This is a genomic window from Streptomyces sp. NPDC051286, from assembly GCF_044455345.1.
Taxonomy (GTDB): domain Bacteria; phylum Actinomycetota; class Actinomycetes; order Streptomycetales; family Streptomycetaceae; genus Streptomyces.
Genome location: NZ_JBITER010000003.1, coordinates 214,904 through 239,044 on the forward strand (window position 1 = coordinate 214,904; position 24,141 = coordinate 239,044).

The 24,141-nt window shown below is 70.4% G+C and carries 22 protein-coding genes; 14 read left to right on the forward strand and 8 right to left on the reverse strand.

Annotated features, from left to right (window positions below; all coding sequences use genetic code 11):
- Nucleotides 1-57: 57 nt before the first annotated feature.
- On the forward strand, nucleotides 58-1,224 hold the full coding sequence (locus tag ACIBB8_RS05580) for a DUF2786 domain-containing protein (RefSeq protein WP_398949128.1): 1,167 nt from the start codon (nucleotides 58-60) through the stop codon (nucleotides 1,222-1,224).
- A 250-nt stretch (nucleotides 1,225-1,474) separates the two neighbouring features.
- Nucleotides 1,475-3,607 (forward strand): FUSC family protein, encoded by a 2,133-nt coding sequence (locus tag ACIBB8_RS05585; RefSeq protein WP_398949129.1) that lies wholly within the window; start codon nucleotides 1,475-1,477, stop codon nucleotides 3,605-3,607.
- 22 nt (nucleotides 3,608-3,629) lie between these two features.
- Here the strand turns inward: ACIBB8_RS05585 and ACIBB8_RS05590 are convergent, their stop codons facing one another.
- Nucleotides 3,630-4,103, reverse strand: a complete 474-nt coding sequence (locus ACIBB8_RS05590; protein WP_398949130.1) for a hypothetical protein — start codon at nucleotides 4,101-4,103, stop codon at nucleotides 3,630-3,632.
- Between the two features lie 261 nt (nucleotides 4,104-4,364).
- On the opposite strand from ACIBB8_RS05590, the gene ACIBB8_RS05595 reads away from it, so the two are divergent.
- Nucleotides 4,365-4,607 carry a DUF397 domain-containing protein gene (locus ACIBB8_RS05595; protein WP_037690973.1) on the forward strand — a complete coding sequence of 81 codons (243 nt, stop codon included), beginning with the start codon at nucleotides 4,365-4,367 and terminating at the stop codon, nucleotides 4,605-4,607.
- A 58-nt stretch (nucleotides 4,608-4,665) separates the two neighbouring features.
- Here the strand turns inward: ACIBB8_RS05595 and ACIBB8_RS05600 are convergent, their stop codons facing one another.
- Nucleotides 4,666-5,190 carry an ATP-binding protein gene (locus tag ACIBB8_RS05600; RefSeq protein WP_398949131.1) on the reverse strand — a complete coding sequence of 175 codons (525 nt, stop codon included), beginning with the start codon at nucleotides 5,188-5,190 and terminating at the stop codon, nucleotides 4,666-4,668.
- Nucleotides 5,191-5,494: 304 nt separating this feature from the next.
- Here ACIBB8_RS05600 and ACIBB8_RS05605 point away from each other — a divergent pair, with 304 nt between their 5' ends.
- The 6 genes from ACIBB8_RS05605 (at nucleotide 5,495) to ACIBB8_RS05630 (ending at nucleotide 11,049) form a co-directional block, all read left to right on the forward strand.
- Nucleotides 5,495-6,376 carry a helix-turn-helix domain-containing protein gene (locus tag ACIBB8_RS05605; protein WP_398949132.1) on the forward strand — a complete coding sequence of 294 codons (882 nt, stop codon included), beginning with the start codon at nucleotides 5,495-5,497 and terminating at the stop codon, nucleotides 6,374-6,376.
- A gap of 54 nt (nucleotides 6,377-6,430) precedes the next feature.
- On the forward strand, nucleotides 6,431-7,888 hold the full coding sequence (locus ACIBB8_RS05610; protein WP_398949134.1) for an aldehyde dehydrogenase family protein: 1,458 nt from the start codon (nucleotides 6,431-6,433) through the stop codon (nucleotides 7,886-7,888).
- A gap of 103 nt (nucleotides 7,889-7,991) precedes the next feature.
- A complete protein-coding gene (locus ACIBB8_RS05615; RefSeq protein ID WP_398949135.1) occupies nucleotides 7,992-8,543 on the forward strand; it encodes a DinB family protein in 552 nt (183 codons plus the stop codon).
- An 18-nt stretch (nucleotides 8,544-8,561) separates the two neighbouring features.
- On the forward strand, nucleotides 8,562-9,203 hold the full coding sequence (locus tag ACIBB8_RS05620; RefSeq protein WP_398949136.1) for a PadR family transcriptional regulator: 642 nt from the start codon (nucleotides 8,562-8,564) through the stop codon (nucleotides 9,201-9,203).
- Between the two features lie 95 nt (nucleotides 9,204-9,298).
- The gene (locus ACIBB8_RS05625) at nucleotides 9,299-10,237 is read left to right on the forward strand and encodes an ATP-binding cassette domain-containing protein (RefSeq protein ID WP_398949138.1); all 939 of its coding nucleotides are present in this window, start codon (nucleotides 9,299-9,301) and stop codon (nucleotides 10,235-10,237) included.
- A complete protein-coding gene (locus tag ACIBB8_RS05630; protein ID WP_398949139.1) occupies nucleotides 10,234-11,049 on the forward strand; it encodes an ABC transporter permease in 816 nt (271 codons plus the stop codon). The genes ACIBB8_RS05625 and ACIBB8_RS05630 overlap by 4 nt, the downstream gene beginning before the upstream one ends.
- Nucleotides 11,050-11,226: 177 nt before the next feature.
- Here the strand turns inward: ACIBB8_RS05630 and ACIBB8_RS05635 are convergent, their stop codons facing one another.
- The 3 genes from ACIBB8_RS05635 to ACIBB8_RS05645 all read right to left on the reverse strand — a co-directional run bounded on the left by ACIBB8_RS05635 (nucleotide 11,227) and on the right by ACIBB8_RS05645 (nucleotide 14,815).
- Nucleotides 11,227-12,651 (reverse strand): glutamate decarboxylase, encoded by a 1,425-nt coding sequence (locus ACIBB8_RS05635; RefSeq protein WP_398949140.1) that lies wholly within the window; start codon nucleotides 12,649-12,651, stop codon nucleotides 11,227-11,229.
- A 129-nt stretch (nucleotides 12,652-12,780) separates the two neighbouring features.
- Nucleotides 12,781-13,404, reverse strand: coding sequence for an NAD(P)H:quinone oxidoreductase (gene wrbA / locus ACIBB8_RS05640; RefSeq protein ID WP_398949141.1), 624 nt, complete (start codon nucleotides 13,402-13,404; stop codon nucleotides 12,781-12,783).
- 136 nt (nucleotides 13,405-13,540) lie between these two features.
- Nucleotides 13,541-14,815, reverse strand: coding sequence for an ion channel protein (locus ACIBB8_RS05645; protein ID WP_398949142.1), 1,275 nt, complete (start codon nucleotides 14,813-14,815; stop codon nucleotides 13,541-13,543).
- Nucleotides 14,816-14,971: 156 nt separating this feature from the next.
- Between ACIBB8_RS05645 and ACIBB8_RS05650 the strand changes: the two genes are divergently transcribed.
- Complete coding sequence (locus tag ACIBB8_RS05650; protein WP_398949144.1) at nucleotides 14,972-15,730, forward strand: MerR family transcriptional regulator; 759 nt, start codon at nucleotides 14,972-14,974, stop codon at nucleotides 15,728-15,730.
- A gap of 248 nt (nucleotides 15,731-15,978) precedes the next feature.
- Here ACIBB8_RS05650 and ACIBB8_RS05655 read toward each other — a convergent pair whose 3' ends face one another.
- Nucleotides 15,979-16,344: a YbjQ family protein gene (locus ACIBB8_RS05655; RefSeq protein WP_398949145.1), complete on the reverse strand. Its 366-nt coding sequence runs from the start codon at nucleotides 16,342-16,344 to the stop codon at nucleotides 15,979-15,981.
- 128 nt (nucleotides 16,345-16,472) lie between these two features.
- Between ACIBB8_RS05655 and ACIBB8_RS05660 the strand changes: the two genes are divergently transcribed.
- Nucleotides 16,473-17,189, forward strand: a complete 717-nt coding sequence (locus ACIBB8_RS05660; RefSeq protein ID WP_398949146.1) for a DedA family protein — start codon at nucleotides 16,473-16,475, stop codon at nucleotides 17,187-17,189.
- Nucleotides 17,190-17,244: 55 nt separating this feature from the next.
- On the opposite strand, the gene ACIBB8_RS05665 is transcribed toward ACIBB8_RS05660, so the two are convergent.
- Together ACIBB8_RS05665 and ACIBB8_RS05670 are read right to left on the reverse strand one after the other, a co-directional pair.
- Nucleotides 17,245-18,966, reverse strand: a complete 1,722-nt coding sequence (locus ACIBB8_RS05665) for a threonine/serine exporter family protein (protein ID WP_398949147.1) — start codon at nucleotides 18,964-18,966, stop codon at nucleotides 17,245-17,247.
- A 623-nt stretch (nucleotides 18,967-19,589) separates the two neighbouring features.
- Nucleotides 19,590-20,084 carry an inorganic diphosphatase gene (locus tag ACIBB8_RS05670; RefSeq protein WP_037691000.1) on the reverse strand — a complete coding sequence of 165 codons (495 nt, stop codon included), beginning with the start codon at nucleotides 20,082-20,084 and terminating at the stop codon, nucleotides 19,590-19,592.
- A gap of 86 nt (nucleotides 20,085-20,170) precedes the next feature.
- Between ACIBB8_RS05670 and dacB the strand changes: the two genes are divergently transcribed.
- From dacB to tilS, 3 genes are all read left to right on the forward strand, one after another.
- Nucleotides 20,171-21,667, forward strand: coding sequence for a D-alanyl-D-alanine carboxypeptidase/D-alanyl-D-alanine-endopeptidase (gene dacB / locus ACIBB8_RS05675; protein WP_398949148.1), 1,497 nt, complete (start codon nucleotides 20,171-20,173; stop codon nucleotides 21,665-21,667).
- A 49-nt stretch (nucleotides 21,668-21,716) separates the two neighbouring features.
- Nucleotides 21,717-22,850 carry a zinc-dependent metalloprotease gene (locus tag ACIBB8_RS05680; RefSeq protein WP_398949149.1) on the forward strand — a complete coding sequence of 378 codons (1,134 nt, stop codon included), beginning with the start codon at nucleotides 21,717-21,719 and terminating at the stop codon, nucleotides 22,848-22,850.
- A 198-nt stretch (nucleotides 22,851-23,048) separates the two neighbouring features.
- Nucleotides 23,049-24,131 (forward strand): tRNA lysidine(34) synthetase TilS, encoded by a 1,083-nt coding sequence (gene tilS, locus ACIBB8_RS05685; RefSeq protein WP_398949150.1) that lies wholly within the window; start codon nucleotides 23,049-23,051, stop codon nucleotides 24,129-24,131.
- The last annotated feature ends 10 nt before the right edge of the window (nucleotides 24,132-24,141 follow it).

Consider the following 24,141-nt stretch of genomic DNA (forward strand, 5'->3'; position numbering starts at 1 on the left):
CGTCTCCGGGGCAGGGCCAGGCCTACCTCGCCGCGTCGCCCTGCCTACCCTGACCTCATGGAACCGGTGATCGACCAGGCATTCGCGGCAGCCCTCTACTCGGACGGCGACGCCGGTCTCGACACCGGTGCGTCCCTCCTCGCAGCCGATCCGGCGGCCGACGCGGAACTGGTCCGGCGCGGAGAGGAATTCGTCCGCCGTGCCTGGGAGCGTGGCTGGCAGCCCGCCGATGTCGTACGCATCGTCCGCCGCGAACTCGGCGAGACCGGGGCCGGGCTCGCCGCGGGGCTGATCACCGCGGAGACCGGCCGGTACGAGCAGCTGCCGCCCCGCTGGCGGTCCCAGTTGGCCGAGCTGCCCGGGCCGCCGCCGCGGAACCGGCCCGACCGGTTCTCGTACGCCTCCGCCCTCCTCGGTCTCTACCGGCTGCTCCTCCGGCTTCCCTCGATCGAGCCGGTCGGCCCGCCGCCCGGCGCCCCCGGCCGTCGGCTCGATCTGCCGCCCGCGCACGACGAACCCCGCATGCTGACCCGGATTCGCGCGCTGCTCGCGAAGGCGGAGGCGACCGGGTTCCCGGAGGAGGCGGAGGCCCTTACCACCAAGGCACAGGAGCTGATGGCCCGGCACTCCATCGACGAGGCCCTCCTCGCTGCCCGTACGCACAGCAAGGAGGCGCCGGGCGCCTGCCGGATCGGGGTCGACGCCCCGTACGAGACGGCGAAGGCGATCCTGCTCGACGCCGTCGCCTCCGCGAACCGCTGCCGTGCCGTGTGGAACAGCGAGCTCGGCTTCTCGACGGTCGTCGGCTTCGAGCCGGACCTGGAGGCCGTGGACCTGCTGTACACCTCCCTGCTGGTGCAGGGAACGGCGGCGATGGCGAAGGCCGAGGCGGGACAGCGGGCCGGAGGGCGCAAGCGGACCAAGACGTTCCGTCAGTCCTTCCTGATGGCGTACGTCCAGCGGCTGGGCGCGCGCCTGGCGTCCGACACCGCCCGGGTGACCGCGACCTCCGTCTCGGAGGGGGCCGCCGCCGACGACGATCTGTTGCCGGTCCTGGCGGCGCGGGACGTGGCGGTCACGGACGCCGCGGACCGGATGTTCCCTCGGACGACCAGCACCCGGGTGCGCGGAGTGACGGACGGCGAGGGCTGGGCGCACGGCACGGCCGCCGCCGACCGGGCCCGGATGGGCGAGCGGCGGCCGGGCATCGACGGTTCCCGGTAGCGGGGCGTACGCGAGCAGGCGGCGCCCCTCTCGCGACCGAATACTCGGAAAGTCTGCATAAGAGTGCCCGGCAGTAGGCAGCGCGGGTGAAGGAGCGGGGCCGGGGTGCGTGCATCGCAAGGCGGAGGATTGAGCCAACGCGGAGCGTTGGTGATTGACGACAACGCCGCGAGGTGCGTGCGCCGGCCCCGCGACGCCGCGAAGCCTACTGCCGGGCACTCCAGGGGGCATTCCGACTAGGCTCGGGTCCATGGGCTGGCTCCGGGCCCTGAGAGAGACCGCTCGCTCGGGGCTGACGATCGAGCGGCGGCGCCTCGAACCGCTGATCGCGATCCGTGGCGCGGCCGGACTCGCCCTGGTCATCGGGGTCAGCCTCGCCTTCTTCGGACCGGTGGTCGCCGCCAGTTCCGCGTTCGGTGCGTTCCAGGCGGCCATCGCCACCTTCCAGCGCAGCTGGCGCCCCCGGCCCGTTCTGGCCCTGGTCTCCGGTGCGAGTCTCGCGGTATCGACGTTCCTCGGCTATCTCACCGGCGCCCATCTCGCGCTGTTCATGGTCCTGCTGGTCCTCTGGACGTTCCTGGCCGGGCTGGCCTGGGCGGCCGGGCCGACGGGCGGCATCATCGCCGCATCCAATGTCGCCATCATGCTGGTCACGATCACCCTCCCCACCTCCGTCGCCCAGGCTTCCCTGCACGCTGTGATGATCGCGTTCGGCGGAGTCGTCCAGGCGGCGCTGATCGTCCTGTTTCCGGTACGCAGATGGGGCGCCCAGCGCGACGCCCTCGCCGACGCACTGGCGGCGGAGGCCGACTACGCCCGCAGGCTGCGCCACGACCCGGTCGCCGCGTTCGACCCGGTCCCGCTGATGACCGCCCGCAGCGCCGCCGCCGTCACCCCCCGCCAGGCCCGCCACCGCCCCGCCGAACTGCATGGCTTCCGCGGCGTCGCCGAACGGATCAGGCCGGTGCTCGCCTCGCTGGCGGATCCGGCGATGGGCGCCCCCGCCGAAGGTCCGGAACGCGACCGGGTCCGCGAACTCCTCGCCGCCGCAGCCTCCGTACTGGACGCGGCGGCCGGCGCCATCCGGCACGGCACCCCGGTGCGCCTCCCCGCCCCCGCGGTCGCCGCCCTGAAGACCCCCGACACCGGGGCGATCCTCACCGGAGCCGCGCGCCGTGCCGCGCGCCGCCTCAGCGCGCTGCTCGCCGATGTCATCGAGACCGCCGAGGGCGACGGGACGAAGGAGGACCGGGCGGAGGCCGATGACGCCGCCGACACGATTGCCCCGCACCGCCGCCGTCCCACCCTGCTGCGGCTGGTCCCCGTCGTCCTGGGGGCGATGCGCGCCGAACTGCGCCCCGGTACGCCGATCCTGCGGCACGCCGTCCGGGTCACAGCCGTCGTCGCCGTCGGCTATCTCATCGGCGCCGCCCTGCCGTTCGGTCACGGCTACTGGGCGCCGATGGCCGCCATCATGGTGATGCGGCCCGAGTTCGCCCAGACGTATGCCCGAGCTGCGGGCCGGTTCGGCGGCACGATCGTCGGGGTCTTCGTCGCCACCGTCATCGTCCGGGCCGTCCATCCCGGCGCCGGCCCCGCCGCCGCGCTCGCCGTCGGCTGCGCCCTGCTGATGTACCTGCTGATGCGCACCGGGTACGTGGTCGGCCAGGCGTGCGTCTCCGCGTACGTCGTCTTCCTGCTCGGCATGGCGGGTGACGTCTGGTCGCAGACCGTGGCCGAACGCGTCGTCCTCACCCTGGTGGGCGGGCTCCTCGCGATGATCTCGTATGCCGTCTACCCGGCCTGGGAGACCCCTCGGCTGCGCAACCGGCTCGGCGACTGGCTGGCGGCCGACGGGCGGTACGCCGCAGCCGTCGTCGACCAGTACGCGGATCCGGGGGAGCGTGGCCCCGAGGACGTCCGCGCCGCGCTCCTTGCCTCCCGCGAAGCCCGGGTGGCCTGGCAGGAGGCGGTCGCGCGGGCCCAGCACGAACCCGTGCGCCACCGCGGCCTCTCCCGCACGGCCGCCGAGGACGCCCAGCACGCCCTCGCCCAGCTGGGCCGGGCCGGGATGCTGATGGAGGCGCACCTGCCGGTGGGCGATGCCATTCCCGTTCCCGCCGCCGCGCAACTCGCTGCCGCGCTGCGCCGGGCCACCGCGCGGGGTGCGAAGGAGGTGCGGGAGCGCCGCGCACCGCGCTGGGACGTGGTCCGTGAGGCGCTGGAGCGGTGGGACGAGGAGGACCGGCGGTGCGGGCGGACATCCGACCCGGTCGTCCGGAACGGGGCCGATCTGCTGCTGGAGTCCTTGGAGGAGTTCTCCCGGGCGCTGGACGGCGGCGCGGGCACCCGGCCCGGGACGAGCGGTGCCGGACGGAGCTGAACGGTCCGGCAGCGCTCCCGTGTCACGGGGCGGGCAGGTCAGGCAGTCCCGTCGGCAGCGCACCCGGCTCCGTCTTGGCCAGCGTGTCCTTGCCGCCGGCGTCCCACTGAACGACGATCGTCTTGCCGTCGTTGGACGCGACGGCTCCCATGGTGCGGGCGGTGTCGCCGTCGGTGCACTTCAGCGCCAGCATCACCTTGCCCATGTCCTTCACCTCGCCCGAGCAGACGTGGGCGTCGGCGACGAGCGCGGCCTTGCCGGCGGTGACCGACAGGGCGACGGCCTTGCCGTTGGTCACCCCGGTCCATGTCCCGTCGAGTGCCGCGGCATCTTCCGCGGAACCGCTGTCGCTGCCGTCGGCGGGTGCCGAGGCGGGCCCGTCGGCTGCGCCCTTGTCCGAGTCGCCCTTCCCGCTGTCATGGCCGCAGCCCGTCAGCGCGACCGCGGCGGCCAGACCCGCGACGGCGACGGCGCCGGTTCGTACGAGTGGGTGCACCTGGAATTCCCCCTTGTTGACGAAAGACCGCCCAAAGTTACCAGGGAGTTTCGATCGATTGACCGGGCAACTCCCGCTGCCGGGAGCCAAATAGACGCTCCGTTCGTCTGTCTCTCCGTGAGAGCGAGCGGGCGGGAGAAGGTAAAGCTGTAATCAAGAGAACACCCCGCGTGCACGTGCATCTGCTCATGCATCGGCATATGAACACAGCTATGATCCGATCCAGTTGACACTTGCACCTTGCAACTCGGGGAGCGTCCTGTGCACCACGTGTACAACGGCATGGCCGCCACAGAGCTTCGCGGAGTCGTCTGGCAGAAGAGCAGGCACAGCAACTCCCAGGGATCCTGCGTGGAGTTCGCCAAGTTGCCCGACGGGGATGTGGCGATGCGGAATTCACGCCACCCCGACGGGCCCGCCCTGGTCTATACGCCGGCCGAGATAGAGGCGCTGCTGCTCGGCGTGAAGGACGGGGAGTTCGATCACCTGATAGCGGGCGGCTGACCGCCGTACGCGCGGAAAGCGCCGGCCGTGCGCGCGGAACCCCGCGCCGGGCCGTGCGTCAGACGGTGTCGGAGAGCCGGAACAGCGCCCAGACCACCTTGCCCCGCAGCGCCTGCGAGCCCGCGGCCGGATTCTCCGGGCCCAGTGCGGGGGACGGGTGCCAGCCCCAGCCGTCACTGAACGACTCGACCAGGAACAGGCCGCGGCCCGACTCCGCCGAGTCCGCCGCCTCGGACGCCACCGGACTCGCCTGACTGGGGTCGCGCACCGCGCACACCAGGCGTGAGGACCAGTGCATCAGGTGCAGCTTTACCGGAGCCTCCTGAAGGTCCCTCGCGGCGTCATCGGGCAGCGCGTGCCGCAGCGCGTTGGTGACGAGTTCGGAGACGACCAGGGCGACGTCGTCGAAACGGTCGCTCAGCTCCCACCGGGCCAGCGTCGCCTTGGTGAACCGGCGCGCTCCGCCGACGGCTTCGTACCGGGCCGGCAGGGTGCAGGTGGCTGATCCGGAGGCGGCTGAGGGATCGGCGGGGGGAAGCCCCTGCCTTAACGGCCCGAGCATCGTCGATCCATTCGTCCCCATGCGAGGCACTCCCGGGATTCGCGGCTGTAGCGGTACTGCGGTGGTACGGCGGACAACACGAACGAGCACGCAGGTGCGCGGGGCCCATGGTTCCGAATGCGCTGAGCAGATGCAAGGGCAGATGCACGTGCACGCGCCGGACCTGTCCGACCCCGTGCCGGTTCTTGCTCATTTCTCCCTACAGACAGTTTCATGGCTTTCCGGAAGTCTTCTCATTTCCGTAATCGAATGAGTACGGGCTGAAGCGTTTTGATGGCAGAATCCGGCTCTTGGGGCTCAGGGGTGCCCCGATGCCCAGGAAGCGATGGGGAGGGTTGGACCAGTGGCGGCAGGCGAGTCGAGTGGATCTGTGGTGCGGCGCATCCTGCTGGGCTCTCAGCTCAGGCGGCTGCGCGACTCGCGCGGCATCACCCGCGAGGCGGCCGGCTACTCCATCCGTGCTTCCGAATCGAAGATCAGCCGCATGGAGTTGGGACGGGTGAGCTTCAAGGCCAGGGACGTCGAGGACCTGCTCACGCTCTACGGGGTCACGGACGAGGCGGAGCGCGACTCGCTCCTCGGTCTGGCCCGCGAGGCCAACGTGGCGGGCTGGTGGCACAGTTACGGAGACGTGCTGCCCGGCTGGTTCCAGACGTACATCGGTCTGGAGGGGGCGGCCTCGCTCATCCGGATCTACGAAGTCCAGTTCATCCACGGCCTGTTGCAGACCGAGGCCTATGCACACGCGGTTGTCTCCCGCGGCATGTCCGGCGCCCCCGCCGCCGAGATCGACCGCCGGGTCGCGCTCCGGCTCGAGCGGCAGAAAGTCCTCGTCTCCGAACGCGCTCCGAGCTTCCACGCCGTGCTGGACGAAGCGGCACTGCGCCGCCCGTACGGCGAACGCGAGGTGATGCGCGCACAATTGCGGCATCTGATCGAGATGTCGGAACACCCGAACATCACGCTTCAAGTGATGCCCTTCAGTTTTGGCGGGCATGCCGGAGAGAGCGGTTCCTTCACGATGCTGCGATTCCCGGAATCCGACCTGTCGGACATTGTCTATTTGGAGCAGCTGACAAGTGCGCTCTATCTGGACAAGGCCGAGGAAGTCGCCCAGTACGAAAGGGCGATGGCCCGGCTCCATCGCGACAGCCCGGGTCCCGAAGAGAGCCGCGATCTGCTCCGCGGACTTCTCCAACTGTCGTGATTCATCAGTACGATGACGTATAAACAGGAGTCTGCACCTGCAGTAAGGGATCGCATGTCCTTCTTCAACGAGCTGGCCAACCAGTACATCGACGGTGAGTGGCGGACCGGCACGGGCTCGTGGGACATCATCGATTTCAATCCGTACAACGGGGAAAAGCTCGCCGCCATCACCGTCGCCACCGCGCAGGAGGTCGACGAGGCCTACCGTGCCGCCGAGCGTGCCCAGCGGGTCTGGGCCACCACCAACCCGTACGAACGCCGCCTCGTCCTCGAACGCGCCCTGCGTATCACCGAGGAGCGCACCGAGGACATCATCGGGGCGATCGGCGACGAACTGGGCGGCACCCGGCTCAAGGCGGAGTTCGAGATCCGCTGCGCCAAGGACTTCCTGCGCGAGGCGATCCAGCAGGCGGTGCGCCCCGAGGGGCGGATCCTGCCGTCCCCGCTGGACGGCAAGGAGAACCGCGTCTACCGGCTGCCCGTCGGTGTCATAGGCGTGATCAGCCCGTTCAACTTCCCTTTCCTGGTGACGATGAAGTCGGTCGCACCCGCCCTGGCGCTCGGTAACGCGGTCGTCATCAAGCCCAACCAGAACGCTCCCGTCGTCGGCGGCGGACTGATCGCCAAGATCTTCGAGGACGCCGGGCTGCCCGCCGGACTGCTCAACGTCCTGGTCACCGACATCGCCGAGATCGGCGACGCGCTGATCGCGCACCCCGTGCCCAAGGTGATCTCCTTCGCCGGCTCGGACCGGGTCGGCCGCCATGTCGGTGCGACCGCGGGCGGACTCTTCAAGCGGGCCATCCTCGAGCTCAGCGGCAACAGCGCCCTGGTGGTGCTGGACGACGCGGACATCGACTACGCGGTCGACGCGGCCGTCTTCAGCCGCTTCGTCTACCAGGGGCAGGTCTGCATGGCCGCCAACCGCATCCTGGTGGACCGCTCCCTCGCACCCGAGTTCACCGAGAAGTTCACCGCCAAGGTAGCGGCGCTCAGGACCGGCGACCCGCGCGACCCCGAAACCCAGATCGGCCCGGTCATCAACACCTTCCAGGCCGACGCGCTGACCGCGCTGGTCGACCAGGCGGTCGCCGAAGGCGCCACGGCGCTCGTACGGGGCGGCACCCGCGGCAATCTCGTCGAACCGACCGTCCTGACGGGGCTCCCGGACGACTCGCCGCTGCTCGCCCAGGAGATCTTCGGTCCGGTGGCGCTGCTGATGACGTTCGACGGTGAGGAGGAGGCCGTACGGATCGCCAATGACACTCCGTACGGGCTGAGCGGCGCCGTGCACACCGGGAACGCCGAGCGCGGGGTGCGGTTCGCGCAGCGCATCGTGACCGGAATGTTCCACGTCAACGACTCCACGATCGCGGACGACCCGCTGGTGGCGTTCGGCGGCGAGAAGTTCTCCGGGACCGGGCGGCTGAACGGCGACGCCACCGTGGAGGCGTTCACCACCCAGAAGTGGATCTCGATCCAGCACGGCCGGACCGAATTCTCGCTGTGATGCCCGCTCGTTGAGGACGGAAGCTGTCCGCAAGGGTCCGTAGCTTGGTCGGTGTCAGGAAGACACCGGGCGCAGGCCCGGACCATCCCGAAGGGCGGACATCATGGTCACTCGCGTTCCCGCAGAGGCCCACGGCGACGAGCGCGGCGCGCTCCTCTCCTTCGTCGAGGCTCAGCGCGGCTCGATCCGGCGCTCGTTGCTCGGCCTCACCGAGGGGCAGGCGGCGAGCCGGCCCAGCGCCGGCGAACTCTCCCTCTCCGGGCTGCTCAAGCATGTCGCCGAGACCGAGCTGAACTGGCTGCGCCTTGCCCAGCAGCGCCCCAATGAGAAGGTCCGCACCGAGGAGACCTGGGGGGACGGCTTCCGGCTGGTCGGGGACGAGACAGTCCCGCAGATGCTGGAGTTCTGGGCGAAGGTCGCGGCGGAGACCGAGGAGTTCATCCACTCGGTGGAGAGCATGAACGACACGTTCCCGCTGCCCGAGGCGCCCTGGTTCCCGAAGGGCCAGCGCTGCTCGATGCGCTGGATGCTGCTCCATCTCATCGAGGAGATCGCCCGGCATGCCGGCCACGCGGACATCCTCCGGGAGTCCCTGGACGGCCGGACCGCGCTCGAGCTGGTCGCTGAGGAGGCGGGCTACCCTAGTCAAAGTTGAATAGGAAGGGTGAGTGGGATGTCCGCGATCCGGCTGCTGGTTCTCGGTGCCGTGCGTCAGCACGGCCGGGCGCACGGCTATCAGGTCCGCAACGACCTGGAGTACTGGGGCGCCCACGAGTGGTCCAACGCCAAGCCGGGCTCGGTCTACCACGCCCTGAAGCAGATGGCGAAACAAGGGCTGCTGATCGCCCATGAGATCGCCCCGAGCACCGCGGGCGGCCCGCCCCGTACCGAGTACGAGATCACCGACAAGGGCACCGAGGAGTACCTCTCGCTGCTGCGCGCGGCGCTGACCTCGTACGACCAGAAGATGGACGTGCTGTCGGCGGGCATCGGCTTCATCGTCGACCTGGAACGGTCCGAGGCGGTCGCGCTGCTCAAGGAGCGGGTGGCGGGGCTGGCGGCCTGGCGGGCGTCGGTCACCGAGTACTACACGCCGGAGGACGGGCCCGAATCGCTCGGTCACATCGGCGAGATCATGAACATGTGGGTCCACTCGGCGGACGCGGGAGCCGAGTGGACGCGGGGGCTGATCGAGCGGATCGAGGGCGGCGCGTACACCTTCGCGGGGGAGGGTGATCCGTTCGTCGGAGTGCTCGCCGAGGGTGAGGAGAACCCGTACGCGACCGGGGTCCCGGATCCCGGGGATCTCGACTAATCAAGTTTGACGAATGGGTCGGCTCCGGTTACCTTTAGCCATCTAGTCAAGTTTGACTAGATGGCTGTGTGGTGCGACGAGAGGGTGTGGCGAGGGTGGCGGACGCGATCGTTCTCGACGACGTGCACAAGAGATACGGGGGCAAGCGCGCCCTGGACGGCCTCGATCTCACGGTTGGCCGGGGCACGGTGCACGCCGTGCTCGGCCCCAACGGCGCGGGCAAGACCACGGCCGTACGCATCCTGTCCACGCTGCTCCGCCCCGACAGGGGCCGGGCCGAGGTGGCGGGGTTCGACGTACGGAGCGGGGCCGGTGAGGTCCGGCGGCGGATCGGGCTGCTCGGGCAGCACGCCGCCCTCGACGAGGAGCTCGGCGGCCGGCAGAACCTGGAGATGTTCGGCCGGCTGTACCACCTGGGCGCACGCCGGGCGGGTGTGCGGGCCGACGGACTGCTGGCCCGCTTCGGACTCGCGGACACCGGCCGCAAGCCGGTCAAGGAGTACAGCGGCGGTATGCGCCGGCGGCTCGATCTGGCCGCCTCCCTCATCACCGATCCCGAGGTGCTCTTCCTGGACGAGCCGACGACCGGACTCGACCCGCGCGGGCGCGCCGAGGTGTGGTCGTCGGTGCGCTCCCTGGTCGGAGGGGGCACGACCGTCCTGTTGACCACGCAGTATCTGGAGGAGGCCGACCAGCTCGCGGACCGGATCTCGCTGATCGACGGCGGCCGGGTGGTCGCGGACGGCACCGCCGACACATTGAAGGAGCAGATCGGCGGGGACCGTATCGACGTCGTCGTCCGTGACGCATCCCAACTGGGCGCCGCGGCAGAGCTCCTGACGGGCGGCACGGTCCTGGACGCCGACCGGCGGCTGATCGGGGCGCCCGTCGGGGACCGGATGGCGACGCTCACCCGGACGCTGCGGGCGCTGCAGGAGGCGGGGATCGAGGCGGAGGACATCGCGGTGCGCCGCCCCACCCTGGACGAGGTCTTTCTGGCGCTCACGGGCGCAGACACGGAGGTTGCCGCATGAGTGCCATCAGTACGCGCACCGGCACGAGCACGGCCGGCTGGGTGCTGGCCGATTCCTGGACGATGACCCGCCGCGAACTCGCCCACTGTGCGCGGCAACCGGTGCAGCTCGTCGTCGGCCTGGTCTTTCCCGTGATGCTGCTGCTGATGTTCACGTACCTGGTCGGCGGCGGTCGAGGCGTCGACGGCGACCACGCCGAATTCCTGGTGCCCGGCATGCTCGCGCTGACCATGGCGTTCGGTCTGGAAGCGACCATGCTCGCGGTCACTCAGGACCTCACCAAGGGCGTCATCGACCGGTTCCGCGCCATGCCGATGGTTTCCGGTTCGGTGCTGGTCGGCCGGAGCGTCGCGGACATGCTCCAGTCGGTGGCGGCGCTCGCGGTGATGATCGGCGTCGGGTACGCGGTCGGCTGGCGCTGGCACAACGGGGTCACCTCGGCGCTGGGCGCGGTCGGGCTGCTCCTGCTGCTGCGGTTCGCGATGCTGTGGGCCGGCATCCAGCTGGCGATGGTGGCGGGGAAGCCGGAGATGGTGCAGGCGGTGCAGATCCTGGTCTGGCCGGTCGGATTCCTCTCCAATGTCTTCGCGACGCCGGCGTCGATGCCGGGCTGGCTGGGCGCGGTCGTCGAGTGGAACCCGATGTCGGCGACGGCCACGGCGGTCCGCGGGCTGTTCGGCAACCCCGGCGGTTCCGAGGATTCCTGGGCGGCCACCCATGCCGAACTTCTCGCAGTGGTCTGGCCGTTGGCGCTGATCGCGGTGTTCTTGCCGCTGGCGGTGCGGAGGTTCGCCCGGCTAGGAGGGTGCTGAAGATCTTGGCCGGATCAGCGAGCGGCGTCTGGTGCGTGCGGCTGCAAGGCGCCGAAGCGGCCTCATAGCGGAGCCATCAGGCCGCTTTGGCAACGCCGCAGATGTGCGTGCAAGACTCCGGGAGCCCGGCCAAGATCTTCAGTGCCCTCCTAGGCCGGTAGAACCCCCGCCCCTGACTCAGTGATGGAACGCCGTCTGGACGTCCCGGTCCTGGCTCAACGGATGCCGCTGGGAGCGCAGGTCGGGCAGGAGCAGGCGCAGGTCCTCCATGAGCAGTTCCGCGAGGTCCGAGGAGAAACCGTTGCGGCACACCACCCGGAGCACCGACAGGTCCTGCCGGTTGGCGGGGAAGGTGTACGCGGGCACCAGCCAGCCGTGCTCGCGCAGCCGGCGTGACACGTCGAAGACGTCGTACGCCCGCATATCGGGCGCGGTCGTCAGCGCGAAGACGGGCAACTCGTCCCCCCGGGTGAGGAGGTGGAAGTCGCCCAGGTTCTCGATCTGGGCGGCGAGTGTGCTCGCCACATCACGGGACGCCTGCTGAACGGCCCGGTAGCCCTCCCGCCCCAGCCGCAGGAACGTGTAGTACTGAGCCACCACCTGGGCGCCGGGCCGGGAGAAGTTCAGTGCGAAGGTCGGCATGTCGCCGCCCAGGTAGTTGACCCGGAAGACGAGTTCCTCGGGAAGTTCGGCGGGCGAGCGCCACAGCACCCAGCCGACGCCCGGGTAGACCAGGCCGTACTTGTGCCCGGAAGTGTTGATGGACGACACCCGGGGAAGCCGGAAGTCCCACACCAGGTCTTCGTCCAGGAACGGTGCCACCATCGCCCCGGACGCACCGTCGACATGGACGGGGATGTCGAGCCCGGTGCGCTCCTGCAGCGCGTCCAGGGCGGCGCACAGTTCGGCGATGGGCTCGTACGAACCGTCGAAGGTGGAGCCCAGGATCCCGACGACACCGATGGTGTTCTCGTCGCAGAGATCGGCGGCGGCCTGCGGGTCGAGATGGAAGCGGCTGCCCTCCATCGGGACCTGCCGGGCCTCGACCTCCCAGAAGTTGCAGAATTTGTCCCAGCAGATCTGCACATTGATGCCCATGACCAGATTGGGTCGTGCGGTCGCCGGGTAGCGGTCGGCGTTCCTGGCCGCCCAGCGTCGTTTGAGCGCCAGGCCGGCGAGCATGCAGGCCTCGCTGGATCCGGTGGTCGAACATCCCACGGCCGCCGACGGGTCGGGGGCGTTCCACAGGTTGGCGAGCATCGACACACAGCGCCGTTCCAGCTCGGCGGTGCGCGGGTACTCATCCTTGTCGATCATGTTCTTGTCCCGGCACTCGCCCATCAGTGAGTCGGCCTCGGGCTCCATCCAGGTGGTGACGAAAGTGGCGAGATTGAGCCGGGCGTTGCCGTCGAGCATCAGCTCGTCATGGACGAGTCCGCGCGCGGTGGAGGGCGGCAGCGGTCCGTCGGGCAGTTGATGCCTGGGGGGCGCGGACGTCATAGTCGCAGTCGGGTCCGCCTCCCCGAAAAAGGGGTTGAGGGCGAGCCTGCGGCGCTTCTCGGACGGCCCCCTGACGTGGTTCGAACCCTGATGGAGAGGCATTGGCGGACAGCCCTTCTCGGCTGGTGGTGGCTCTGACGGCGGTCTGGTGCCCCTCCCGGCAAGCTCTGCCCCGTCGCGCCGCTCCTCATGGGGCGGACATTGCCGGTCACGGCACTCATCGGTGCTCGGTCAGCTCGCGGCTGCGAGGCCGTCCTTGATGGCCCGGGTGAACTTCACGACCCGTTCGGCCTGCACCCGGGCGGCGGTCAGCGTCTGCTCACCGACCGGGATGTCTCCCTGCCCCGCGACGTGAGAGGTGCCGTACGGATTGCCGTCGACGAACTTCGACGGGTCCGTATAGCCGGGGGCGACGAGGATGCCGCCGAAGTGGTGGATCGTGTGGTAGAGCGCGAGCAGCGTGGACTCCTGGCCGCCGTGCGCGGTGCTGGTGGAGGTGAAGCCGCTGTAGACCTTGTCGGCGAGCCGGCCCGCCTGCCAGAGGCCGCCGAGGGTGTCGATGAACTGCTTGAGCTGGGCGGTGACATTGCCGAACCGGGTCGGCGTACCGAAGATCACGGCGTCCGCCCAGATCATGTCGTCCTTCGACGCCTCGGCGATGTCCGCGGTCGCTTTCGCGTTGGCGGCCCAGGCCGGTTTGGAGTCGATGGCCGCCTGCGGGGCGAGCTCACGGGCCTTGCGCAGCCGTACTTCCGCTCCGGACTTCTCGGCGTCCTGCGCGATGGCCTTGGCCATCGTGGCGACGGTGCCGGTCGAGGAGTAGTAGATGACGGCGACGTTGACGGGCGTGGGCATTGCGGAAACCTCCGATAAGGCCTTAAGGGATGTATCCATATGTATCCATGCGGATGCGACGATACGGAAAGCAGGGGCATCCGGCGCGTCGAGCGGCGGGGTGGGGTCGGAGCCCGGACCAGGAGGCCGCTCGGGCTCATTTCAGCGGTGTGCCGTCCGCGTGCAGCTGCATCTGCGGCCGTCCGGTCACCAACAGCCAGGCCGGCAGGGAGGCGACGCAGAGCAGCGGCAGCACTCCCGAGTCACTGACCAGCACCGCCGCCGTGAACAGGCTCAGCCAGCCCTGCCGGGTGACGGCCAGCAGGACCCCCAGCACCGCGCTCGGCACCGCGAGGGCCAACGGCACCGTGTCGACCAGCGCATGGGCGCACATGCCGAGCGCGACGCCCACGAAGACGGACGGGAAGATCCGCCCGCCCCGGAAGCCACAGGTCGTGGCGATCACCAGGGCGGCGGTCTTCACCACGGCCATGGCGGCGAACTGCCCGGCCGACCAGCCGCTCGGATCGGCGCTGAGCTCCTTCACCTCGTCCAGCCCCTTGAAGAGGGTGAGATGCCCGCCGAGCGCGCCGAGCAGCCCGAGCAGCAGACCACCGGCGGTCAGCATCGGGACCGGATGCCGCAGCGCGCGGAACGCCCGGTGCGCGTGCGGAACCGCGTACACCGCCGCCAGACCGAGCACCGCCCCCGCCGAGGCGATCACGGTCGACGAGAGCAGATCGCCCCAGTGCGCTCCCGGGTACGGCGGCAGCGACAGGTCGAAACTGGGATGGGCCAGCAGTGTCATGGTGAGCGCCCCGGCGGCGCCCGCCGCGAGCGGGGCGAAGAGCCGGTCCCAGAGCGCAGCCGGTCCGCCGCCCGTCGTGAACGACTCGGCGACGATCAGGGCCGCGGCGACCGGGGTGCCGAAGAGGGCGCCGATCGTCCCGGCCGAGGCGAGCGCGATCCAGAGGCCGGCCGTATTGTCCGGGGCGGCCCGGCGGCCCAGCCAGAAGGCGAGCGCGATATTGGCGGCGGTGATCGGGCTCTCGGGCCCCAGGCTGACCCCGCCCGCCAGCCCCAGCACCGTCACGACCAGCAGTCCGGGGATGACGTCCGGAGGCAGGGGGGGATCGACCAGCCCGGTGGTGGCCGGGTCGGGGCCTGCGTGCCCGTGCACCGTGCGGACGACCAGCCCGACGGCAAGGCCGGTCGCGGTGAGCATCACGATCATCCACGGCGAGGAGTAGCGGCCGATGGAGAGCGCGTCCGGGAGCGTCTTCCAGAGCACGTCCTGGAGTTGCTCGGCGAGCAGGCTGACGGCGAGCAGGACCAGGGCCGAGGCCATACCGACGACCAGGGCGGGCACGATGAGGAGCAGCAGCCGGCGCGCCGGGGTGGTCCGGGCGAGAGCGACGGAGTCGGAGGCCATCGGGTCACGATAACGATGCAAAAGCCGCATAACCTGCCCATTGCGTCGGGGTGTGAGGGCAATTCGGGCTTGCACCTCACGTCGCGTCAGGACTCAGGCTCGGGTCCGTACCGACGCACCGACGTACAGAGCGAAAGCGGAAGGGAGCGGAGAGCCGTGGACTTTTCCGTGGGACAGGTCGCCGGGTTCGCCGGAGTCACGGTGCGCACCCTGCACCACTACGACGGGATCGGACTGCTGTCGCCCAGCGGGCGCAGCCCCGTGGGTCACCGGCGTTACGGCGACGCCGACCTCGACCGGCTGCAGCAGATCCTGTTCTACCGGGAACTCGGCTTCCCGCTCGAAGAGATCGCGGTGCTGCTCGACGACCCGGCAGCGGATCCCCAGGACCACCTGCGCCGCCAGCACGCGTTGCTGTCCGACCGGATCGCCGAACTCCAGAAGATGGCCGCCGCCGTCGAAACAGCCATGGAGGCACGGAAGATGGGTATCAATCTCACGCCCGAGGAGAAGTTCGAGGTCTTCGGGGACAAGGACCCGGAGGAGCACGCGGAGGAGGCGGAGCGCCGTTGGGGCTCCACCGCCACGTACGCGGAGTCACAGCGCCGGGCGGCCCGCTACACCAAGGACGACTGGAAGCGGATGCAGGCCGAGATCGCCGAGTGGAGCGAGGCGTACACCGCGGTGATGGAGGCGGGCGAACCCGCCACCGGGGAGCGGGCGATGGAGCTCGCCGAGGCACACCGGCTCCACATCTCCACATGGTTCTACGAGTGCACCTACGAGATCCACCGTGGGCTCGGCGAGATGTACGTCAGCGACCCGCAGTTCCGCGCCTACTACGAGTCGATCGGGCCCGGCCTGGCCGAACACCTGCGGGATGCGATCAATGCCAATGCGGAGCGCCGGGCGTAACGGCCTGGTGCACGATAGAAAGTGGATCAGCGAGCGGCGTCATGCGGCTTCGAATCCAAGGCGGAGGAGAGAGGCGACGCGAAGAGGGTCCCCCATGCCTTAGGGCTATGGGGGAGTCGTCGACCGACGACAACGCCGGAGGCGGAGTCGCATGACGCCGGGAGCCCGCTCGCTATCGTGCACCAGGCCGTAACTCCAGGTACGGGGGCCGAGAGCGCCTCGGCCCCCGTCGGTGCCTGTCGGGGCGGTCAGGCCTTCTCGATGACGGCCGCCGTGCCGTACGCGCAGACCTCCGTGCCCACGTCGGCCGCCTCCGTCACATCGAACCGCATCATCAGCACCGCGTTGGCGCCGCGCGCCTTCGCCTGCTCGACAAGCCGCTCCATGGCCTGATTGCGGGTCTGGACGAGGGTCTTGGTCAGCCCCTTCAGCTCGCCGCCGATCATCGACTTCAGCCCGGCGCCGATCTGGCTGCCGAGGTGACGCGAGCGCACCGTCAGACCGAACACCTCACCGATCACCTGGGTCACCCGATACCCGGGGATGTCGTTCGTGGTGACGACCAGGACATCGGACTGTGCCGTCTGCCCGCCGCCATAATCCTCAATGCTCATCGTGTGGCACCTCCTGGGCGGCAGCTTTTCATCCCCGCGCGGTCCACTGGAACCCGGGACTGTCTTCCGGCGTTGATAGCTTTGGGCGGCCACGCACCTGCCATCGACCGATCCTGGAGCCCGGACCCTTGAATACGCTTGCGCTCGGACCGAGCTGGCTGGACCCGGACTATCTCATCGGGCAGTTCGGACTGCTCGGTGTGCTGGTCGTCGTCTTCGCCGAGTCCGGGCTGTTGATCGGCTTCTTCCTGCCCGGCGACTCCCTGCTGTTCACCACGGGTCTGCTGGTGACGACGGACAAGCTGCACACCCCGCTGTGGCTGGTCTGCGTCCTGGTGGCGCTGGCGGCGATCATCGGCGACCAGGTGGGCTATCTCTTCGGCCGCAAGGTCGGGCCTTCGCTCTTCAAGCGCCCCGACTCCCGCCTCTTCAAGCAGGAGAACGTCGAGAAGGCCCACGAGTTCTTCGAGAAGTACGGGCCGAAGTCGCTGATCCTGGCCCGCTTCGTGCCTGTCGTGCGTACGTTCACGCCGATCATCGCCGGCGTGAGCCGGATGAACTACCGCTCGTTCATCACGTTCAACATCATCGGCGGTGTGCTCTGGGGTGTCGGGGTCACCCTGCTCGGTGCCGGGCTCGGGCAGATCGAGTTCGTCCGCAAGAACATCGAGGCGATGCTCATCCTGATCGTGCTGATCTCGGTGGTGCCGATCGCTGTCGAGTTCCTGCGCGCCCGCAGCAAGTCGAAGAAGGAAGAGGCCGCCGGGGGCGGCGCAGGCCGGGGCCCGATCGTCGGCGGTGGCGCCCCCTCCGCGGGCCAGCGCGGCCGCCACGCCAAGCGCTGACCGCTTACGGCCTCCCCCGCGACAGGGAGGCCGTAAGGGCTGTCCCGTACCCGGGTCAGAAGCCGCGCGTCCGCTTGGCCGCGCGGCGGTTCGCCCCGCCGACCGCTCCGGGCACCCGCATGAACAGCCGGGAGATCTCGCTTCCCAGATTCACCCCGATCGCGATGGCCAGCGCCGTCGCCACCGCGGTCGACAGCGAGGCGAGCCCCCGGACCAGATCGTTCTGCGCGACACCCAGCAGACCGAAGTACGTCGCCGAACCCGGCAGCAGCGGACCGATCGCGGCCGTGATGAAGGGCAGCGACGAGGTGTACCGGTACCGCGAGAGCAGCTGCCCGAACAGCCCCACCAGCCCGGCGGCCACCGCCGTGGCCGCCACCGGCGAGATACCCCCGGTCCGGGCCATCGCCCCGTAGATCACCCACGCCACACCGCCGTTCAGGGTCACCGCGAGCACCGTGGACCGCTCCTGCTGCAACAGGATCGCGAAGGCGAAGCAGAGGGCCATCGACGCCAGGATCTGCACCACCGGCCGGTCGTGGGCCACGAACCGTGTCTCCGGATTGAGCTGGGCGCCCAGCTGCACTCCCAGATACAGGACCAGCAGCACCCCGGTGACGATGCCGATGAAGAGGTACATGACTTCGAGGAGCCGGGCCGCCGCGGTGATGTAGAAGCCGGTCAGGCCGTCCTGGACGCCCGCCACCAGGGCCCGCCCCGGCAGCAGCGCGAACAGCCCACCGGTGATGACGGCGGACGGCTGGATGTCCGTCGAGTGGGTGAGGGTCAGCGCGACCCCCATCGCGGCCGGGGGCATCGCCGCCACCACGAACTGGTAGAACTCCGGCAGCCCGCGCCCGGCGCAGAACCAGGCGAGCCGGTCGCCGAGCATCGCGCCGACAGCCGCCACCACGAAGACCAGTTCGTTGCCGCCGACCAGCACCGATGCCGCACCCGCCAGCCCGCCGGCGGCCAGTGTCAGCACCCAGCCGGGGTAGGGGTGCCGGTTGCGGCGGATCTCGGCGAGCCGCCGGTACGCCTCCTCCAGGGAGACCTCGACGTCCTCGTGGGTGATGTCGTCGATGAGCCGGAAGACGGCGGCCAGCCGGGTGTAGTCGGTGCCGCGGCGGCGTACGGTACGGCTCGCCGTCACCGGGTCGTCGACCAGCGACGGCTGGTGCGAGATCGACAGCAGGGTGAAGGTGACCGTCGGCTCGCACCGGTCGAGACCGTACGAGCGGGTCACCGCGAACATCGCGGCCTCGACGTCCTCCGCGCCCTCACCACCCGCGAGCAGCAACTCCCCGATACGCAGCGTCAGGTCGAGCACGCGCGGCACCGCGGGTCCCGTGTCGTCGGGCTTCTGCGCCGGCTCGGCGGCCGGCCGCTCGGCGACCGGCATCCGCAGCATCGTGCGCATCCGGTCCTGCCAAGGAGCTTCCTTGGTCAGCCGGATCATCGGCATGCCGTGCGCGGGAGTGAAGGCGGGCGGCGACTGGCTGGCGCTGTACGTGCTCGGCGGGGCGAAGGCCGAACCGATCGTGTCCGAACCGGAACCGGAACCCGGTCCGGAGCCAGAAGCGGAACCCGGTCCCGGGCCGGATCCGGACCCCTGCGGTTCGGTCGTCAGACCGGCCGGGAGGGCGAACTCCGAGGTGGGGTGGTCGTCCTCGGGCGGCGCTGCGGGGCGCCCGACCCCGGCCGGCGGGACAAAGGCGCTGCGCGCCTCGTCGGACTGGGGCTTCTGATCCTCGGGACCGCCCGGTTCCGCCACCACTGGACCTCGCTCCTTCTTGGCTGCGCGTCTTGGGTTGCGCTCCTGCCCCAGTATGGACACGGTCATGGGCGCATATGCGAAACGGGCGGCACACCGGTGAGGGGTTGGTAACTGCTCGCCAAGGAGAGCGCACGAGGTCGATCTCACTCGATCGTGTGATGGTCGGCTTCCGGGCTTCCGGGCTTGCGAGGCGCTGGGGCGGCCGGGGTAGCGTCGCCGTGCGATCTGGGACGGCCGGGTGCGGTGCCGGCGTGCGGGGTCCGTGCTCCACCAGCGTGATGGTTCAGGGCCTCTCCGTCGCCTCTGGCCGCGTCCGTATGGCCAGGTCGTGAGGGACTCCGCCCTTCCGGCTCGGACCACGGACAGGATCCGTGTCGCCGTCCGGTTGCGAAAGCGGACGACCAGTGCGCCCAAGACCGTTCGGGGCGTGCCAGTGCGCAGGACTCACTCCTGCGCACTGCTCAGGAACGGTGTACCGCCCGTTCCTTGCGCCGAACTCTTCACGGAACCGCAGCGGGAACCGTAACGGTCTGCCCCGCGACAGGAAGTGGGCCCCCTGTCGCGGGGCAGACCGTAAGCGGAACCGGGATCACGCCTGTGCGGCGGTCAGGGACACCGCAGTGTCAGTGCTTGCCGCCCTGCGCCTCGAGGCGCTTGTAGGAGGCCTCGATCTCGGCCTCGGCCTCGGCGCGGCCGACCCAGTCGGCACCCTCGACGGACTTGCCGGGCTCCAGGTCCTTGTAGACCTCGAAGAAGTGCTGGATCTCCAGGCGGTCGAACTCCGACACGTGGTGGATGTCGCGCAGGTGCTCCACCCGCGGGTCGGAGGCCGGGACGCACAGCAGCTTGTCGTCGCCGCCGGCCTCGTCCGTCATGCGGAACATGCCGATGGCGCGGCACTTGATGAGGCAGCCGGGGAAGGTCGGCTCGTCCAGGATGACCAGCGCGTCCAGCGGGTCGCCGTCCTCGCCGAGGGTGTTCTCGACGAAGCCGTAGTCCGCCGGGTAGCTGGTCGAGGTGAAGAGTCGACGGTCCAGGCGGATCCGACCGGTCTCGTGGTCCACCTCGTACTTGTTCCGCGAACCCTTCGGGATCTCGATGGTGACGTCGAACTCCACGGGTGGCTCCTCCATGATCAACACATACGACTGGTGATTAAGTGTCCCCCACGGAGATGTGTGCTCGCGAAAGGGGCTGGTCAACGGTGGCCGAGCCGGTGAAAAGACCGTCGATCAACCCGTTGAACGCGTTGCGCAGGCCGACCGTGGCGGGCTGCCTGAACAAGGTGAACGGATGGAGCAACTGGCAGTTCACGGCAGGCTCCGCCGTCCTCGGCCTGGCGCTCGCGGCCGGCGCCGTCCTCGCCGCCGGTCCCTGGGACTCGGGCCAGCGTAAGGCCGAGCGGCAGTGGGCAGCCGCCCGGGACCGCACAGGTGGCGCACATCACGAACCCGCCGCATCCGCCGCGCCCGCCACGCCGGACCCCGCTCCCAGTGCCCCGGCCGTCCTCGCGGCCCTCGGCACCCGGGTCGACACGGCCGCCCCGGACGGAGCGGCGGCCGCTCTCCGCAGCACCCTCGACAAGCTGCTGGACTCCTCCGCGCTCGGCACCGCCCGCACCGCCGTCGTCATCGACACGGCCACTGGCAAGCGGCTGTACGGGAAGGGCGCCGACACCGCGATGACGCCCGCCTCCACCGTCAAGATCGCCACCGCCGTCGCCGCACTCTCCGCCCTCGGCCCCGACCATCGCATCGCCACGACCGTCCGGGCATCCCCGGACTCCCGCACCCTCACCCTCGTGGGCGGCGGCGACCCCACCCTCGACAAGGCGGCGCTGCGCGAACTGGCCGCCGGGACCGTACGAGCCCTGCGCGACCGCGACGTCGACTCCGTCCGGCTCCGGTACGACACCTCCCGGTACTCCGGCCCCGCCCGGCACCCGATCGGCCCCAACGAGAACATCGCCCCGGTCAGCGCCCTGATGCTGGACGAGGGGCGGCTCGACCGGACGGACAGCGGGCCCGCCCCGCGCAGCGGCGACCCGGCCGGTGACGCCGCCCGCACCTTCGCCGGACTCCTGAACGACGCCGGTATCGGCACCGGGTCCGCCCCCGCGCGGGGCCGCGCCGCCGCCGCGTCCCGGCCGGTCGCCAAGCATCTCTCCGCCCCGCTGTCCGCCCTGGTCGAGCGGGCCCTGACCAACAGCGACAACGACATCGCCGAGGCCTTGGCCCGGCAGACCGCCCTGGCCGACGGCGAACCGGCCGACTTCGACGGCGGCCGACGGGCCGTCACCGCCCGGCTGAAGAAGCTGCACCTGCCGCTGGCCGGCGCGAACTTCGCCGACGGCAGCGGGCTGAACCGCAAGGACAAGGTCACCGCCGGGCTGCTGGCGGGCCTCCTCGCCCGCGCCGCCGAACCCGGCCACCCCGAGCTGCGCCCCGTCCTGACCGGCCTCCCGGTGGCCGGTTTCACCGGCACGCTCGGCAACCGGTACACCTCGACCTCGCGCGGCACCGGACTGATCCGCGCCAAGACCGGCACCCTCACCGGGGTGAACACCCTCGCCGGGACGGTCGTGGATGCACAGGGTCGGCTGCTCGCCTTCGCCTTCCTGGCGTCCGGTACGACGTCACCGTCCGAGGCCCAGTCCGCCCTCGACGCTCTCGCCACGAGCCTCGTCGTCCGTACCCGGTGAGCCGGTCGACAGCACACCGCGGACGGACCCGAGCACGTACGGTTGACGCATGACGAGCATCGGTGGTGCCGAGATGGTCGACTGGAATCTCGCGGTCGCGACCGCGACCCGGCTCGTGCGGCCGGGACCCGACATCAGCCGCGAGGAGGCCCGCGAGGTCGTCGCAGAGCTCCGCAGACATGCCAAGGCGTCGGAGGAGCACGTCCGTTCCTTCACCCGGATGATCCCGGAGGGGGCCGAACCGGAGGACACCCCGGTCCTGGTCGTCGACCGGGCCGGCTGGATCAGGGCGAACGTCGCGGGCTTCCGCGAACTGCTTCGCCCGCTCCTGGCGAAAATGGAGAACCGGCGCTCCAGCAGCCCCGGCGGTGCCGTGCTCGGCGCGGTCGGCTCCAAGGTGACCGGCGTCGAGCTGGGCATGCTGCTGTCGTTCCTGGCCTCCCGGGTCCTCGGACAGTACGAGACGTTCGCCCCCGCGAGCCGTGAACTCCCGGCCTCCCTCAGCGGCGGCGGCAGACTGCTGCTCGTCGCCCCGAACGTCGTCCACGTCGAGCGCGAACTCGACGTCGACCCGCACGACTTCCGGCTCTGGGTCGCGCTCCACGAGGAGACCCACCGCACCCAGTTCACCGGTGTCCCCTGGCTCCGCGACCATCTGCAGGGCGAAATCCAGTCGTTTCTCGACGAGACCGACGTCGACCCCATGACCGTGCTGGAACGGCTCCGCGAGGCTGCCCAGTCGCTCGCCGGCAGCACGCCCGAGGGCGAGGAGGGCGAGGACGGCGGCCGCAGTTTCGTCGAGATCGTCCAGACGCCCGCCCAGCGCGAGATCCTCGGCCGGCTCACCGCCGTGATGTCCCTGCTCGAAGGACACGCCGACTACGTGATGGACGGTGTCGGCCCGGAGGTCGTCTCCTCCGTCGCAGAGATCCGGGAGAAGTTCCAGCAGCGCCGGGCGCGCGGCGCCAGCCGCCTCGACCAGGCGTTGCGCAAGCTCCTCGGCCTCGATGCCAAACTGCGCCAGTACCGGGACGGCGAGCGGTTCGTGCGCGCCGTCGTCGACGAGGTCGGCATGGACGGCTTCAACCGGGTCTGGACCTCCCCGAACACGCTCCCCACCAAGGCCGAGATCGCCAAACCGGTGGACTGGATCGCGAGGGTGCACCGTAAGGCAGAGTCGTGATCATGAGGCGGCCGACGGGGAAAGCCGGAAGAAGTACGCCCCGGTAATCACCCATCCGAGGGACCGTAGGGGCATGGGAAGGCGTGCAATGCTCGATGAACGGCTTGGCTCTGTCACCATCGACGCACTCTGGGTGACGGCACTCTTCCCGTCCCGACGCTCCGAGGCACCCCCAAAACTTCACGAAGGGCACCGGACATGGGTCCCCATCCTGCGGTCGCGGCGATACGCCTGGCGGTCCGCCGCGTACTCCACGACGTACTGAACGAATTCACCGAACGTACCGAACGTACCGAACGCGCCCCGCGCCCCGAGCTCGCCGAAGCCGGCCCGGGCAGGCGGCGCCGCGCGCTCCCCGAACGCCCCGACGCCCCGCTGGTGCTGGTGGCCTGCTCCGGCGGCGCCGACTCCATGGCGCTCGCCTCCGCCCTCGCCTTCGAGGCCCGCAAACTCGCCGTCCGGGCCGGCGGCATCACCGTCGACCACAACCTCCAGGACGGGTCCGACGTCCGCGCCGCCGAGGTCGTCGCCCGCCTCGCCGCCATGGACCTCGACCCGGTGGAGGCCGTCGCCGTGCAGGTCGGCCGCGACGGCGGACCTGAGGCCGCCGCCCGCGACGCCCGCTACGCAGCCCTGGATGCCGCGGCCGAGCGCCACGGCGCCGCCGCCGTCCTGCTCGGCCACACCCGTGACGACCAGGCGGAGACCGTTCTGCTCGGCCTCGCCCGCGGCTCCGGTATCCGCTCGCTCTCCGGCATGGCCGCCGCCTCCGGCCCGGCCGGCCGCTACCGCCGCCCCTTCCTGCAGCTCGACCGCCAGACCGCCCGCAAGGCGTGCCTGGTCCAGTCCCTGCCCGTCTGGGACGACCCGCACAACACCGACCCCGCCTACACCCGCTCCCGGCTGCGCCACGAGGGCCTGCCCGCCCTGGAGAAGGCCCTCGGCAAAGGCGTCGTCGAGGCCTTGGCCCGGACCGCGCAGCTGTCCCGCGACGACGCCGATGCCCTGGACACCTGGGCCGCCGAGGCCGACTCCGCCGTACGGGACGACGCCGGGCAGCTGGACTGCGCCAAGCTGTACGCGCTGCCCCCCGCCGTACGCCGCCGGGTGCTGCGCCGGGCGGCCGTGGAGGCAGGCGCTCCGGCCGGTTCCCTCTTCGCCCGCCACCTTGAGGAAGTCGACCGTCTGATCACCGGCTGGCGCGGCCAGCAGGCCATCAACTTGCCCGGCCGCGTCGAAGCCCGGCGGCAGGGTGGCAGACTGGTGATTCGGCAGAGCTGAAGCACAAGCG

Excerpts from the sequence above, each read along its gene's own strand:
- ACIBB8_RS05645 (WP_398949142.1), bottom strand. The coding sequence starts at position 14,815 with ATGGCCTCCGACTCCGTCGCTCTCGCCCGGACCACCCCGGCGCGCCGG.
- ACIBB8_RS05610 (WP_398949134.1), top strand. The coding sequence starts at position 6,431 with ATGTCCTTCTTCAACGAGCTGGCCAACCAGTACATCGACGGTGAGTGG.
- wrbA (WP_398949141.1), bottom strand. The coding sequence starts at position 13,404 with ATGCCCACGCCCGTCAACGTCGCCGTCATCTACTACTCCTCGACCGGC.
- ACIBB8_RS05680 (WP_398949149.1), top strand. The coding sequence starts at position 21,717 with ATGACGAGCATCGGTGGTGCCGAGATGGTCGACTGGAATCTCGCGGTC.
- ACIBB8_RS05620 (WP_398949136.1), top strand. The coding sequence starts at position 8,562 with ATGTCCGCGATCCGGCTGCTGGTTCTCGGTGCCGTGCGTCAGCACGGC.
- ACIBB8_RS05615 (WP_398949135.1), top strand. The coding sequence starts at position 7,992 with ATGGTCACTCGCGTTCCCGCAGAGGCCCACGGCGACGAGCGCGGCGCG.
- ACIBB8_RS05600 (WP_398949131.1), bottom strand. The coding sequence starts at position 5,190 with ATGGGGACGAATGGATCGACGATGCTCGGGCCGTTAAGGCAGGGGCTT.
- ACIBB8_RS05655 (WP_398949145.1), bottom strand. The coding sequence starts at position 16,344 with ATGAGCATTGAGGATTATGGCGGCGGGCAGACGGCACAGTCCGATGTC.
- tilS (WP_398949150.1), top strand. The coding sequence starts at position 23,049 with ATGGGTCCCCATCCTGCGGTCGCGGCGATACGCCTGGCGGTCCGCCGC.
- ACIBB8_RS05580 (WP_398949128.1), top strand. The coding sequence starts at position 58 with ATGGAACCGGTGATCGACCAGGCATTCGCGGCAGCCCTCTACTCGGAC.
- ACIBB8_RS05605 (WP_398949132.1), top strand. The coding sequence starts at position 5,495 with ATGGGGAGGGTTGGACCAGTGGCGGCAGGCGAGTCGAGTGGATCTGTG.
- ACIBB8_RS05635 (WP_398949140.1), bottom strand. The coding sequence starts at position 12,651 with ATGCCTCTCCATCAGGGTTCGAACCACGTCAGGGGGCCGTCCGAGAAG.
- ACIBB8_RS05585 (WP_398949129.1), top strand. The coding sequence starts at position 1,475 with ATGGGCTGGCTCCGGGCCCTGAGAGAGACCGCTCGCTCGGGGCTGACG.
- ACIBB8_RS05630 (WP_398949139.1), top strand. The coding sequence starts at position 10,234 with ATGAGTGCCATCAGTACGCGCACCGGCACGAGCACGGCCGGCTGGGTG.